12 protein-coding genes and 1 pseudogene are annotated in these 12,734 nt (G+C 71.0%); 6 read left to right on the top strand and 7 right to left on the bottom strand.

The features are described from left to right. Positions 1-34: 34 nt before the first annotated feature. Positions 35-1,480, bottom strand: coding sequence for an argininosuccinate lyase (gene argH / locus PJ985_RS15520; RefSeq protein WP_271684350.1), 1,446 nt, complete (start codon positions 1,478-1,480; stop codon positions 35-37). Continuing rightward, a complete protein-coding gene (locus PJ985_RS15525) occupies positions 1,477-2,673 on the bottom strand; it encodes an argininosuccinate synthase (RefSeq protein WP_271684351.1) in 1,197 nt (398 codons plus the stop codon). The genes argH and PJ985_RS15525 overlap by 4 nt, the downstream gene beginning before the upstream one ends. 110 nt (positions 2,674-2,783) lie before the next feature. Between PJ985_RS15525 and PJ985_RS15530 the strand changes: the two genes are divergently transcribed. Together PJ985_RS15530 and PJ985_RS15535 are read left to right on the top strand one after the other, a co-directional pair. Beyond that, positions 2,784-3,404, top strand: a complete 621-nt coding sequence (locus tag PJ985_RS15530; RefSeq protein WP_271684352.1) for a pyridoxamine 5'-phosphate oxidase family protein — start codon at positions 2,784-2,786, stop codon at positions 3,402-3,404. 38 nt (positions 3,405-3,442) lie between these two features. Beyond that, complete coding sequence (locus PJ985_RS15535; protein ID WP_271684353.1) at positions 3,443-3,796, top strand: VOC family protein; 354 nt, start codon at positions 3,443-3,445, stop codon at positions 3,794-3,796. A gap of 23 nt (positions 3,797-3,819) precedes the next feature. On the opposite strand, the gene PJ985_RS15540 is transcribed toward PJ985_RS15535, so the two are convergent. From PJ985_RS15540 to argC, 4 genes are all read right to left on the bottom strand, one after another. After that, on the bottom strand, positions 3,820-4,347 hold the full coding sequence (locus tag PJ985_RS15540; RefSeq protein ID WP_271684354.1) for an arginine repressor: 528 nt from the start codon (positions 4,345-4,347) through the stop codon (positions 3,820-3,822). Further along, positions 4,344-5,567: an acetylornithine transaminase gene (locus PJ985_RS15545; protein ID WP_271684505.1), complete on the bottom strand. Its 1,224-nt coding sequence runs from the start codon at positions 5,565-5,567 to the stop codon at positions 4,344-4,346. The genes PJ985_RS15540 and PJ985_RS15545 overlap by 4 nt, the downstream gene beginning before the upstream one ends. 47 nt (positions 5,568-5,614) lie before the next feature. Then, positions 5,615-6,553: an acetylglutamate kinase gene (gene argB, locus PJ985_RS15550; protein ID WP_271684355.1), complete on the bottom strand. Its 939-nt coding sequence runs from the start codon at positions 6,551-6,553 to the stop codon at positions 5,615-5,617. 130 nt (positions 6,554-6,683) lie between these two features. Beyond that, a complete protein-coding gene (gene argC, locus PJ985_RS15555) occupies positions 6,684-7,712 on the bottom strand; it encodes an N-acetyl-gamma-glutamyl-phosphate reductase (RefSeq protein ID WP_271684356.1) in 1,029 nt (342 codons plus the stop codon). Positions 7,713-7,918: 206 nt separating this feature from the next. Between argC and PJ985_RS15560 the strand changes: the two genes are divergently transcribed. Together PJ985_RS15560 and PJ985_RS15565 are read left to right on the top strand one after the other, a co-directional pair. Beyond that, the gene (locus PJ985_RS15560; RefSeq protein WP_271684357.1) at positions 7,919-8,596 is read left to right on the top strand and encodes a response regulator transcription factor; all 678 of its coding nucleotides are present in this window, start codon (positions 7,919-7,921) and stop codon (positions 8,594-8,596) included. A 40-nt stretch (positions 8,597-8,636) separates the two neighbouring features. After that, positions 8,637-9,950 (top strand): annotated as a pseudogene (locus tag PJ985_RS15565) (ATP-binding protein); the annotation flags it as partial. Positions 9,951-9,990: 40 nt separating this feature from the next. Here the strand turns inward: PJ985_RS15565 and PJ985_RS15570 are convergent. Next, entirely contained in the window at positions 9,991-10,938 is a 948-nt protein-coding gene (locus PJ985_RS15570) for a TAXI family TRAP transporter solute-binding subunit (protein ID WP_271684358.1), read from the bottom strand. A 177-nt stretch (positions 10,939-11,115) separates the two neighbouring features. Between PJ985_RS15570 and PJ985_RS15575 the strand changes: the two genes are divergently transcribed. Together PJ985_RS15575 and PJ985_RS15580 are read left to right on the top strand one after the other, a co-directional pair. Then, positions 11,116-12,141 (top strand): TAXI family TRAP transporter solute-binding subunit, encoded by a 1,026-nt coding sequence (locus PJ985_RS15575; protein WP_271684359.1) that lies wholly within the window; start codon positions 11,116-11,118, stop codon positions 12,139-12,141. A 20-nt stretch (positions 12,142-12,161) separates the two neighbouring features. Continuing rightward, entirely contained in the window at positions 12,162-12,674 is a 513-nt protein-coding gene (locus PJ985_RS15580; RefSeq protein ID WP_271684360.1) for a DUF1850 domain-containing protein, read from the top strand. Positions 12,675-12,734: the final 60 nt, after the last annotated feature.

Here is a 12,734-nt window from a genome sequence, read left to right on the forward strand (position 1 = left end):
ACGATCGGCAGGCGGGCGGGCACCAGGTACCGATTCAGCGCGGGGCGTCCGCCCAGGCGCGCTGAACGGCCAGGTCGGCCTTCACCTCTCCGAGCTGGACGGCTACCGCGGAGGGCGCGGTGCCGCCCCGGCCGTCGCGGGAGGCGAGGGCCCCGGGCACGTCCAGAACCGCGCGGACCTCCGGGGTGAGGTGCGGGGAGATCTCTGCGAACTGCTGGTCGGTGAGCTGGTCCAGCTCGATGCCCTGGGCTTCGCAGACCTTGACGCACTCCCCCGCGACCTCGTGCGCCACCCGGAACGGCACTCCGTTTCTGACCAGCCACTCGGCGATGTCGGTGGCGAGCGAGAACCCGGCCGGAGCCAGCTCTGCCATCCGCTCGCGGTGCACCGTCAGGGTGGCCATCATCCCGGTGAAGGCCGGGAGCAGGATCTCGAGCTGGTCGGTGGAGTCGAAGACCGGCTCTTTGTCCTCCTGCAGGTCGCGGTTGTAGGCCAGCGGCAGAGCTTTCAGCGTGGCCAGCAGCCCGGTCAGGTTGCCGATCAGCCGCCCCGACTTGCCGCGCGCCAGTTCGGCGATGTCCGGGTTCTTCTTCTGCGGCATGATCGAGGAACCGGTGGAGAAGGCGTCGTGCAGGGTGACGAAGGAGAACTCCTTCGTGTTCCAGATGATGACCTCCTCCGCGATCCGGGACAGGTTGATGCCGATCATCGCGGTGATGAACGCGAACTCGGCGGCGAAGTCACGGGCGGCCGTGCCGTCGATCGAGTTGCCGGCCGAACCCCGTTCGAAGCCGAGGTCGCGGGCCACCGCCTCCGGGTCGAGGCCGAGTGAGGAGCCGGCCAGTGCGCCGGATCCGTAAGGGGAGACGGCGGTCCGCTCGTCCCACTGCCGGAGCCGCTCGGCGTCCCGGGAGAGAGCCTGGACGTGGGCCAGGACATGATGCGCGAAGAGCACCGGCTGGGCGTGCTGGAGGTGGGTGCGACCGGGCATCGCGACGTCCGGGTGCGCCTCGGCCAGACCGACGAGCGCCTCCTGGAGTTCGGCGAGGAGGCCGCCGAGAGTCCGTGCGTGGTCCCGCAGGTACATCCGGAAGAGGGTGGCCACCTGGTCGTTGCGGGACCGGCCGGCCCGCAGCTTGCCGCCCAGCTCCGGACCGACCCGTTCCAGCAGGCCGCGCTCCAGCGCGGTGTGCACATCCTCGTCGGCGAGCGTGCCGGTGAAGCTGCCGTCGGCCACGTCGGCCTCGAGCCGGTCGAGGCCGGCGGTCATCCGGGCGAGCTCCTCGTCCGTGAGCAGCCCGGCGCCGTGCAGCACTTTGGCATGCGCGCGCGAGCCGGCGATGTCATAGGGCGCCAGCCGCCAGTCGAAATGGACGGAGGCGGACAGCTTCTCCAGTGCTTCGGCGGGCCCGTCGGCGAACCGGCCGCCCCAGAGCCGCAGCTCCCCGGTGGCCGGGCCGGTTCCGTGCGTGCCGGTCACTGGGCGAGATCCCGCTTGGCCGCGATCTTGGCGGACATGCCGAAGAGCTCGATGAAGCCCTTGGACAGCGACTGGTCGAAGGTGTCCCCGGTGTCGTAGGTCGCCAGGTTGAAGTCGTACAGCGACTGGTCGGACCGCCGGCCCGTGACGACGGCCCGCCCGCCGTGCAGGGTCATCCGGATGTCACCGCTGACGGGCTGGTTGGCCTCCTCGATGAAGCCGTCCAGGGCCCGCTTCAGCGGGGAGAACCACAGACCGTCGTAGACCAGCTCGGCCCAGCGCTGCTCGACCTGCCGCTTGTACCGGGCGAGCTCGCGCTCGACGGTGACGTTCTCCAGCTCCTGGTGCGCGGTGATCAGCGCGATACCGCCGGGCGACTCGTAGACCTCCCGGGACTTGATCCCCACCAGCCGGTCCTCGACCATGTCGATCCGTCCGACACCCTGGGCGCCGGCCCGGGCGTTGAGCTGCTGGATGGCCTGCAGGACGGTGACCGGCTTGCCGTCGACGGCCACCGGGACGCCCTGCTCGAAGGTGATGATCACCTCGTCGGCCTCGCGTGCGACGGAGGGATCCTGGGTGTACTCGTACACGTCCTCGATGGGGGCGTTCCAGATGTCCTCCAGGAAGCCGGTCTCCACGGCCCGCCCGAAGACGTTGGCGTCGATGGAGTAGGGCGACTTCTTGGTGGTGGCGATCGGCAGGCCCTTGGCCTCGCAGAAGGCGATGGCCTTGTCCCGGGTCATGGCGTAGTCCCGGACGGGCGCGATGCAGGTCAGGTCGGGGGCCAGGGAGGAGATCCCGGCCTCGAACCGCACCTGGTCATTGCCCTTGCCGGTGCAGCCGTGCGCCACCGTGGTCGCGCCGTGCTTGCGGGCAGCGGCCACGAGGTGCTTGACGATGGCCGGCCGGGACAGGGCGGACACCAGCGGGTAGCGGTCCATGTACAGCGCGTTGGCCTTGACCGCCGGAAGGCAGTACTCCTCGGCGAACTCGTCCTTGGCGTCGGCGACCTCGGCCTCGACGGCACCGCAGGCGAGTGCGCGCTTGCGGATGACATCCAGGTCCTCGCCGCCCTGGCCGACATCGACCGCGACGGCGACGACCTCCGCCCCGGTCTCCTCGGCAATCCAGCCGATGCAGACGGAGGTGTCCAGGCCGCCGGAGTAGGCGAGTACGACGCGCTCGGTCACGGGAGTCTCCTTAGGATGCACACGCTGATGAGAATAAGTATGCAGGACTCTGCATGGTTCGTCAATGCAGGTCCATGGCCCCGCCCGACGGGGGCCGCCATACTCTCCGCATGGGAAAAACTTACGACTGCATCGACGGAAGGCTGCGGGCCTTCATCGAGGAGCAGCACCTCTTCTTCACCGCCACCGCGCCACTCTCCGCCGACGGCACGGTCAACCTCTCCCCGAAGGGGCTCACCGGCTCCCTCGCGGTACTCGACGAGCGCACCGTCGCCTACCTCGACTTCGCCGGCAGCAACGCCGAGACCATCGCGCACCTCCGGGAGAACGGCCGGATCACACTCATGTGGTGCGCCTTCTCCGGCCCTCCCAACATCGTACGGGTCCACGGCCACGGCGAACCGGTCTTCCGTGACGACGCACGCTGGGCCGGGCTGCTGACCCACTTCCCGGACATCGACCCGGGGCGGCACGGCCTGCGCTCCGTCATCGTGGTGACCGCCGAACTCATCCGGGACACCTGCGGCTTCGCGGTGCCGCTTCTGAGCTACGAGAGCGACCGGCCGCTGCACGGCTCCCGTTTCGCCCGGGAGACGGACACCACCCTGGACGCGTACTTCCAGAGCAAGGAGCACGTGGGCACCAGCCTGGACGGGCTGCCCGGACTGCCCCTGCCGCTACCCCCCACACCTGCCCCCACTCCCCCACTTCAGGGGACAGAAGGGGCATAATGCGCTTACTTCGCATTCATGCCAATTGAGGAGGCCGGATGGCGGGCGAGATCGCGTTCCTGGAACTCGGTGTGCAGGACACGGCGCGCGGGCGCGCCTTCTACGAGGCCCTCTTCGGGTGGGACTTCAGGCCGGGCCCCGGGCAAGGGCTGGAGATCTCCGGCCTCAATGTCCCGGGGGGCCTGCACGGCGGGGACCCGGGTGCCGGACCGTACGTCTTCTTCCGGGTCGACGACCTGGAGTCGGCGCTGGAACGCGTCCGGGCGCTGGGCGGCTCGGTGGACGAGCCGGACATCGAGGGCGACGAGGAGTCCCGGACACGCTACGGCCGATTCAAGCTGTGCCGCGACAACCAGGGATCCCTGTTCGGGCTGCACGTGCCCCCGCGCTGAGCCGCCGCTGCGGGCCGGCAGGCTCAGTATCCCTTCTGTGCCAGGCGCAGCAGGTGGTCCGCGAGCGGCTGGCCGCCGTCCGGATCCCTGCTGATCAGCAGCAGCGTGTCATCGCCCGCGATGGTCCCCAGGATGTCGTTGACCTGCGCCTGATCGATGGCGGATGCGAGGAACTGTGCGGCGCCCGGCGGGGTCCTGAGCACCACCAGGTTGGCCGAGGCTTCGGCGGAGATCAGCAGCTCGCCGGCCAGCCGGGCCATCCGCTCCTCCTTCACCGACTCGCCCAGCGGAGCCTGCGGGGTGCGGAACCCGCCCTCGCTGGGCACCGCGTAGATCAGCTCACCTCCGGCGTTGCGGATCTTCTCCGCGCCCAGCTCGTCCAGGTCACGGCTGAGCGTCGCCTGGGTGACGGTGAGTCCGTCGTCGGCGAGAAGCTTCGCCAGCTGGCTCTGCGAGCGCACCGGCTGCCGGTTCAGAATGTCCACGATCCGGCGGTGCCGGGCAGCGCGCGTCTGCGGCACGGCCTGCCCGCTGTACTGCTCGTCGGTCATGGTTCCTCTCCGGCACATCGGTCGGCGGCCGGGGTACCCGCCGTGTCAAGGACGGCGGGCAGGGCCCGGAGGAACGCGTCGATGTCGGCGTCCGCGATGACCAGGGGCGGCGCGAGCCGCACCACGTCGGGCGCCACGGTATTCACCAGAAATCCCGCGTCCTGAGCCGCCTGTTGCACCTGGGGGGCGAGCGGCTCGCTGAGCACCATACCGAGCAGCAGCCCGGCCCCCCGCACGTGGGCCACCAACGGATGCCCGCAGCCCTGGATGCCCTCCCGGAGCCGCTCGCCGGTGTCCTTCACCCGCTGCAGGAGCTGGGAGCTTTCGATGGTGTCGAGCACGGCCAGCGCGGCCGCGCAGGAGACCGGGTTCCCGCCAAAGGTGGATCCGTGCCCGCCGGGGACGAACAGTCCGGCCGCCGCTCCGAACGCGAGCGTGGCCCCGAGGGGCAGCCCTGCCGCCAGGCCCTTGGCCAGGGTGATGACGTCGGGCTCGACTCCCTCCGCCTGGCAGGCGAACCAGTGACCGGTCCGGCCGATACCGGTCTGCACCTCGTCGAGGACCAGCAGCGTCCCGGTGGCGGCGGTGATCTCGCGGGCAGCGGAGAGGTACCCCTCGGGGGGCACGATGACGCCGTTCTCCCCCTGGACGGGCTCGATGATGACGAGCGCGGTGTCCCGGGTGACGGCGGCACGCAGCGCATCCGCGTCCCCGTACGGGACGTGGCTGACATCACCGGGCAACGGGTGGAAGCCCTCCTGCTTCGCCGGCTGGCCGGTCAGCGCGAGCGCGCCCATGGTCCGGCCGTGGAACCCGCCCAGGGTGGCGACCATGTGCGGCCGTCCGGTGAGCCGGCCGATCTTGAACGCGGCCTCAACCGCCTCCGCCCCGGAGTTCGAGAAGTAGACCCGGCCGGGCCGTCCCGCGAGGTCCAGCAGCCGCTCGGCCAGGCGGACGGGCGGCTCCGCGATGAACAGGTTGGAGACGTGCCCCAGGGTGGCGATCTGGTCCGACACCGCGCGCACCACCGCGGGGTGCCCGGTACCGAGGGAGTTGACGGCGATCCCCGCGACGAAGTCGACATAGCTCCGTCCGGTGGCATCCCACATCCGGGCGCCCTCCCCCCGGGTGAGCGCAAGGCGCGGGGTTCCGTAGTTGTCCATCAGGGAAGCCTGCCAGCGCCGTCGCAGCTCCTGATCGCCGTCCCCGCCCGGGTGCACCCCGGGCTCCTGCCCCTCCGTACCCCGCACGTGTGCCTGACCGCCCGTCACCGGTTCTCCTCCTCATGCTCGGGGTCGGGCACGACCATGGTGCCGATGCCCTCGTCGGTGAAGATCTCCAGCAGGATGGAGTGCTGAACCCGCCCGTCGATCACGCGCGCGGTGCGGACGCCGTTGCGCACCGCGTGGAGACAGCCCTCCATTTTCGGGACCATGCCGCTCGCCAGGCCGGGCAGCAGCTTCTCCAGCTCACCGGCGGTGAGTTCGCTGATCACCTCGTCGCTGGTCGGCCAGTCCGCGTACAGCCCTTCCACGTCGGTGAGCACCATCAGCGTCTCGGCTCCCAGCGCGGCGGCGAGCGCCGCGGCAGCGGTGTCCGCGTTGACGTTGTACACGTGGTGGTCGTCCAGGCTGCGGGCGATGGAGGAGATGACCGGGATCCGGCCGTCGTCCAGCAGCGCGCGGACGGCACCGGGCTCGACCGCGGTGACCTCGCCGACCCGGCCGATGTCCACCTGTTCTCCCTCGATGCGGGCGTACCGCTGAGTGGCGGTCATCAGGTGGGCGTCCTCGCCGGTCATCCCAACCGCCAGTGGGCCGTGCCGGTTCAGCAGGCCGACGAGTTCGCGCTGCACCTGCCCGGCCAGGACCATGCGGACCACGTCCATGGTCTCCGGTGTGGTGACCCGCAGCCCTGCCTTGAACTCGGACACCATGCCGAGCCGGTCGAGCTGGGCGCTGATCTGCGGGCCGCCGCCGTGCACGACCACCGGACGCAGGCCGGCATGGCGCAGGAAGACGACGTCCTGCGCGAAGGCGGCCTTCAGATCCTCGTCCACCATGGCGTTGCCGCCGAACTTGATGACGACGGTCTTGCCGTGGTGGCGGGTCAGCCAGGGCAGCGCCTCGATGAGTGTGCGGGCCTTGGGCAGCGCGGTGTGCTTGCGGGGGACGCGGTGCGTCGCGGAGAACTGCTGGTCCGTCATGACCGACTTCCGTTGGGGAGGGACGTGGGCGGCTGCCACAACGGCCGACGGGAGGGCCTGAGGACGCCGGCCGTGCAGGTCACGGTGCGTCTTCCGTTCGTCTCTCCGTCGGGGCCGCGCTCCGCGGCGCTCACGGTGCGACCCCGACCGTGGGAAGACCGAGCTCCTCGGGCAGGCCCAGGGCGATGTTCATGCTCTGCACCGCCCCGCCCGCCGTCCCCTTGGTGAGATTGTCGAGGGCACAGACGACGACGATCCGGCCGGCCGCCTCGTCGAGGGCAATCTGCAGCTGGGCAGTGTTCGCGCCGTACACCGAACCGGTGGAAGGCCACTGGCCGTCGGGAAGGAGCCGCACGAACGGTTCACCGGCGAACGCCTTGGCATAGGCCTCGCGGACCTCGGGCGCCGTCACACCCGGCTTCGCCTTTGCCGTGCAGGTGGCGAGAATGCCGCGCGGCATCGGGGCAAGGGTAGGAGTGAAGGACACCGTGACCGGCTCTCCGGCGACGGCCGAGAGGTTCTGGATCATCTCGGGTGTGTGCCGGTGGACGCCGCCCACGCCGTAAGGGCTCATACTGCCCATCACCTCGCTGCCCAGCAGATGCGGCTTGAGTGCCTTGCCCGCTCCCGAGGTGCCGGTGGCGGCGACGATCACCGCCTCCGGTTCGGCGAGCCCCGCGGCATACGACGGGAAAAGCCCGAGGGTGACGGCGGTCGGGTAGCACCCGGGTACCGCTACCCGCCGGGCCCCCTGCAGCGCCGCGCGGGCGCCGGGCAGCTCCGGCAGTCCGTAGGGCCAGGTTCCGGCGTGAGGGGAGTCGTAGTAGCGCTGCCAGTCCGCGGCGTCGGCCAGCCGGAAGTCGGCCCCGCAGTCGATGACCAGGACCTGCTCGCCCAGCTCCTCGGCGACCGCTGCGGAGTGGCCGTGCGGCAGCGCGAGGAAGACGACCTCGTGCCCGGTCAGCACCTCCGCGGTGGTCGGCTCCAGCACACGCTCGGCAAGCGGGGCGAGCTGGGGCTGGATCTCCCCCATCACCCGGCCGGCCTGGGCGTTCCCGGTGAGGGCACCGATTTCGACCCCGGGGTGCCGGAGCACCAGGCGCAGGATCTCGCCCCCGGCATAGCCACTGGCTCCCGCCACGGCAGCACGCACTGTCATCGTCTCCTCCTCGGTAAGAGTATGACTATACGTAGTCCAGCAGTTTTATGCAACGGTGTTTGCGTGTCCTGTCCCCCTCACCCGGGTCTCCCTCCGCACTTTCGACGGAGGCGGGCCCGGTCTTCGGGCGGACCAGCCGGCCAATCCCTGTCACCCGTGCCGAAGGGGTGGCGGTCCCGGCGCGCCGACGCCATATTGGGCGGGCCATGCGGGTACTTCTGGTCGAGGACGACGACGAATTCGCCGATGCGCTGAGCACCGCTCTGCGCCGCCACGGCCATGCCGTGCTGAGGACGGACTGCGGGGCCGACGCCCTGAGCGCGCCCCTCGTGGACCTGGTGCTGCTCGATCTCGGGCTCCCCGATCTGGACGGCATCGAGGTGCTGCGCCGGCTGCGGCAGCGCAGCCGGGTGGGGGTGATCGCGGTGACGGCCCGGGGCGAGGAACGTCATCGGGTCCTGGGGCTGCGCAACGGCGCCGACGACTACCTCGTCAAACCCTTCGGAATGGCCGAGCTGGCGGCGCGGATGGACGCGGTCCTGCGCCGGGCGGGCCCCGCCATCCCCCCGCCCGGACACCGTGTCCGGCTCGGCGCGGTGGAGATCGACCTCGCGCAGCGCGCGGTGTACCGTGATGCGGCACCCGTGGCGCTGACCCGCAAGGAGTTCGATCTGCTGGCCGCCTTGGTACGGGCCGAGGGCGCGGTGCTGAGCCGGGAGCGGATCCTGGCCGAGGTGTGGCAGACCACGTGGAGCGGCGTGGCACGCTCCCTCGAGGTGCATGTCGCCAATCTGCGGGGGAAGCTCGGCGAGCCAGGGCTCATCCGGACCGTCCACGGCGTGGGCTACCGGCTGTCGGCACGGCCCGACCGGAGCGGAGACTGACCGGAAGATGCGCCGTCGGCTGCTCGTCGTCTATCTGCTGATGTTCGCCACCGCCCTCGTCGCCGTGGCGGTGCCGTACACGGCGGCCACCGCCGCCCGCGACACTCAGACCGTCTTCATCGGCCAGCTCAACGACACCGCACGGTTCGCCTCGCTGGCCGAGCCCGCCCTGCGCAACGGGGAGTCGGTGACCCTGCAGGCGGAGCTGCGGCGCTACGACGAACTCTTCGGGGTCAGTGCCGCGGTCCTGGACATCAACGGCGAGGTCCAGGCGGCGTCCCGGCCGTCCCTGTCACTCACCGGAGAGCGCGTTCGGCAGCGGACCGAAGCCGGACTGGCCGGGGAGCGCTCCGGGTTCGACCGGGTGATCTGGCCCTGGCAGGACGACCCCCTGGTGCTGGCCGAGCCGGTCGGCCGCGGCGGCGAGGTGATCGGGGTGGTGGTGACCGAGGCCCCGACGGACGCGCTGCGGGCCGGGATCATCCGGCACTGGGCCCTGGTGGGGGCTGCCGGGGGCAGCGCGCTGGCGCTCGCCGCACTGGCCGCGGTGGCGCTGACCCGGTGGACTTTGCGTCCGGTGCGGGACCTGGACGCGGCGGCCCACCGGATCACCGCGGGCGACCTGGACTCCCGGGTGCCCGCGAACACCGGCCCCGCCGAGCTCCGCCAGCTGACCAACTCCTTCAACCGCATGGCCGATACCGTCACCGGCACTCTGACGCAGCAGCGCGCCTTCGTGGCCCAGGCCAGCCACCAGCTGCGCACGCCGCTGGGCGTGCTCCGGCTGAGGGTGGAGAACCTCGGCGTCCACCTGCGGCCGGGCGGGCAGCGGGAGCACAGCCGCACCCTGGCGGAGACCGTGCGGCTGTCCGGAATCCTCAACAGCATGCTGGCGCTGGCCCGCGCAGAGGGCGGCCGTCACGAGGTGCGGGAGACCGACGCCGGCCGGCTGGTACGGGACCGGGTGACGGCGTGGGAGCCCATGGCAGCCGAGCTGGGTGTCCGGCTGCAGGCCGGCGGCGGCGCTCCCCCGGTACTGGCCGCTCCGGAGGCTCTGGAGCAGGCTGTTGACGCGCTGATCGACAACGCCCTGAAGTACGGCTCCGCCGGCGCGATGGTGCTGGTGCACCTGACCAGCGGCCCGGACACGGCGGAGATCCACGTCGTCGACCGTGGCCCCGGGCTGGAGGCGCCGGACCGGGCCCGCGCCACGGAGCGCTTCTGGCGCAGTCCGGCACACCAGAATGTGACCGGCTGCGGCCTCGGGCTGTCCGTCGTCGAGGCCCTGATGGCTGCCTGCGGGGGAGAACTGATCCTGTGTGCCGCGGCGGGCGGAGGTCTCGACGCCAGGCTGCGGCTGCGGCTCAGCGGTGGGGCCGGACAGCCTGTGGGCGCTACCCCGTGCGGGTCTCCCGGTAGTACTGCACCGCCCCGGGATGCAGCTCCGCCGGATAAGTGGAGTAGGCCGCCCGCAGATTCAGCCGGCGCGCCTCCGGATGCGCCTCGGCCAGCTCGTCCCGCGCGGTGAAGAGCAGACCGGTCAGTGCGCGTGCCAGGTCGTCGTCCAGATCGGCGCCGACCACCAGGTAGTTCGGCACGCCGATGGTCCCGGTGGCCGGGAGTCCGTAGACGGACTGCGGGATGCTGCGCTCGGTGTACAGCTCTCCGTAGCGCTCGCGCATCGGCGTCACCTCCCGCGAAAGGTCGATGAGCCGGATGCGCCCGGCGTCGGCAAGCGCGTGGATCGCACCGGCGGGCAGTCCGCTGGAGAAGAAGAACGCCGAGAGCTCCCCGGACGCCAGCGCGCTCGCCGAGCCGTCGATGTTGAGCCGCTGCCGGGCCAGATCCGTGCCGGGGTCGATACCCGCCAGCTCCAGCAGCCGGTCCACGATCAGCTCGGTCCCCGAGCCCTCCGCGCCGGTCGACACCGGATGACCGCGCAGGTCGGCCAGCGAGTTGATGTCCGAGTCGCTCGCCACCACAAGGTGCACGTAGTTGTCGTAGAGCCGGGCGAGCGTGCGCACCGGCTGCGGCTCCTCGAACGGCGGCTCCCCGGCCACGGCGAGGGCAACCGAGTCGGCGAGGCTGAAGGCCACCTCGGCCTCACCGCCGAGAATCATGCGCACATTGTCCAGGGAAGCGGCGGTGGCCAGCACCTCCGGCTCGAGCCCGGGCAGGTGCGTGCGTACCGCCTCGGCGATGCCCTGGCCGTACTCGTAGTACACGCCCCCCGGCCCGCCCGTCGCTATCCGCAGCTCGGCCGGAGCGGGCGCCGGCCCCTCGGTGCAGGCGGACTGCCCGAGGAGCAGGGCCGCCCCGAGGGCGGCCAGTACGCGTCTCATGCGGCCCGACAGTAGTCCGAAATGCAGGGCGCGCCGGCCCAAACCTCAAAGGTTTCTCAACCGCCATCCCGGGGGGAAGCAGAACCGGTCCGGTCTCGCTACCTTCCCTGGCACCGCCTCGCTGAGCCGTAGCACGGCGGTCACCTCTTGATCATCACCACCGTTGAGGAGCGCGTCATGGGACACCAGCGCCGCCGTCTTGCTTCCGCTGTCGCCCTGGGCACTTGTGCCACCCTGCTGGTGAGTGCCTGCAGCCAGCCGGCCGAGGCCGGACGCGACGACCCGGGCGACCGGTCGAGCATCTCGATCGCCACCGGCACCACCGGTGGCATCTACTACCCGGTGGGCGGAGCGATGGCCGAGATCATCGACCGCGAGGTGGACGGTGTGGACGCCAGCGCGGAGGCCACCGGCGCCTCGGTGGAGAACCTCCGGCTGATCGAGGGCCGGGAGAGCGACCTGGCCATCGCGCAGGGCGACGTGGTCTATCAGGCCTACCACGGGGAGGGGGAGTTCGAGGACGGCGCGATCCGGACCCAGTCACTCATGGTCCTGTACCCGAACGTCTACCACGCCGTCTCCCTGCAGTCGGTTCACGCGAAGGAGAACCTGGACTGCTTCAGTGACATCAAGGACAAGCGCTTTTCGGTGGGTGCCCCGGGAAGTGGCAACGAACTCGCCACCAATCTGGTGTTCGAAGCACTGGGCATGTCGCCCGACGAGGACATCACCCGCCAGCGCTACGCGTACGCCGAGACCGCCCGGGCGCTGCGCGAGGGACAGGTGGACGCGGGCTCCTGGGTGGTCGGGGAGGGACACGGTTCGCTGCGTGAGCTGGAGGCCACCAACCCGATCCATCTGGTCCCGCTGTGCGAGCCGGAGCTGGCGGAGGTCGCCGGGCAGTTTCCCTTCTACACTCCGCACACCATTGTCGGCGGCACCTACACCACGGTGGAGGAGGACGTGCGGACGGTCGCCCTGTGGAACGTGCTGTCGGTGCCCGAGGAGATGTCGGAGGAGCGCGGTTACGAACTCGCCGTCGCCCTGTACGAGAACACCGACTTCATCAACCAGGTCTATGAGGCGGGGTCGGACTACCTCGTGCTGGAGACTCTGCGCCACAGCCCGGTGCCCCTGCACCCGGGCGTGATCCGGTACGCGGAGGAGCACGACGTCGAGATCCCCGACGAGCTCCGCCCCTGACCGCGGTGCGCTTGCCGGGAATGCCGCGGCAGGCCGTCCCGGCGCTCACCGCGCTGGCGGCGGTTCTGGCAGCCCTGGCCTGGCCGGTGTGGCCAGGGCTGGCCGTCGGGCCGGAGGACGGACCGGGATGCCGTCTGCCGCTGGCCACGGGTGACTCGTTCACGCTGAGCTTCACCCATTCGGTGGACCGGCTTCCGGTCCAGGACCGGTACCACGTGGAGAACGGAAAGATCGTCCAGGACTCGACCCGGCTCCGCCAGTTCGGCGCGGGGATGGGCCATATCAGCGGCGACGGTGTGGGCCGTGAGGACGGGGACTGGTGGGAGATCACCGGCATGGCGCGGCAGGTCGGAGACCTGACGCTGCGCGTGGGCGGCCCACGGATCGGTCACCGGCTCTCCCATCCGGGCGGTGAGCTCTCCCTCTCCCAACGGTGGGGCGGCCAACGCGTCGCCATGCGGCCCGTGCGGCAGTCCACGGCCGCCCGAGCAGTGGACCGGCTGCGGGGAACCGACTGCGGAGCACAGCTGTGACACCGGACCGAGAACGAAACCGCAGGCACCGGGTGAGGGAGCTGAACCACCCCGGCCCGG

It is taken from the genome of Streptomyces sp. ACA25 (assembly GCF_028200735.1).
In the GTDB taxonomy this organism is placed as follows: Bacteria; Actinomycetota; Actinomycetes; order Streptomycetales; family Streptomycetaceae; genus Streptomyces.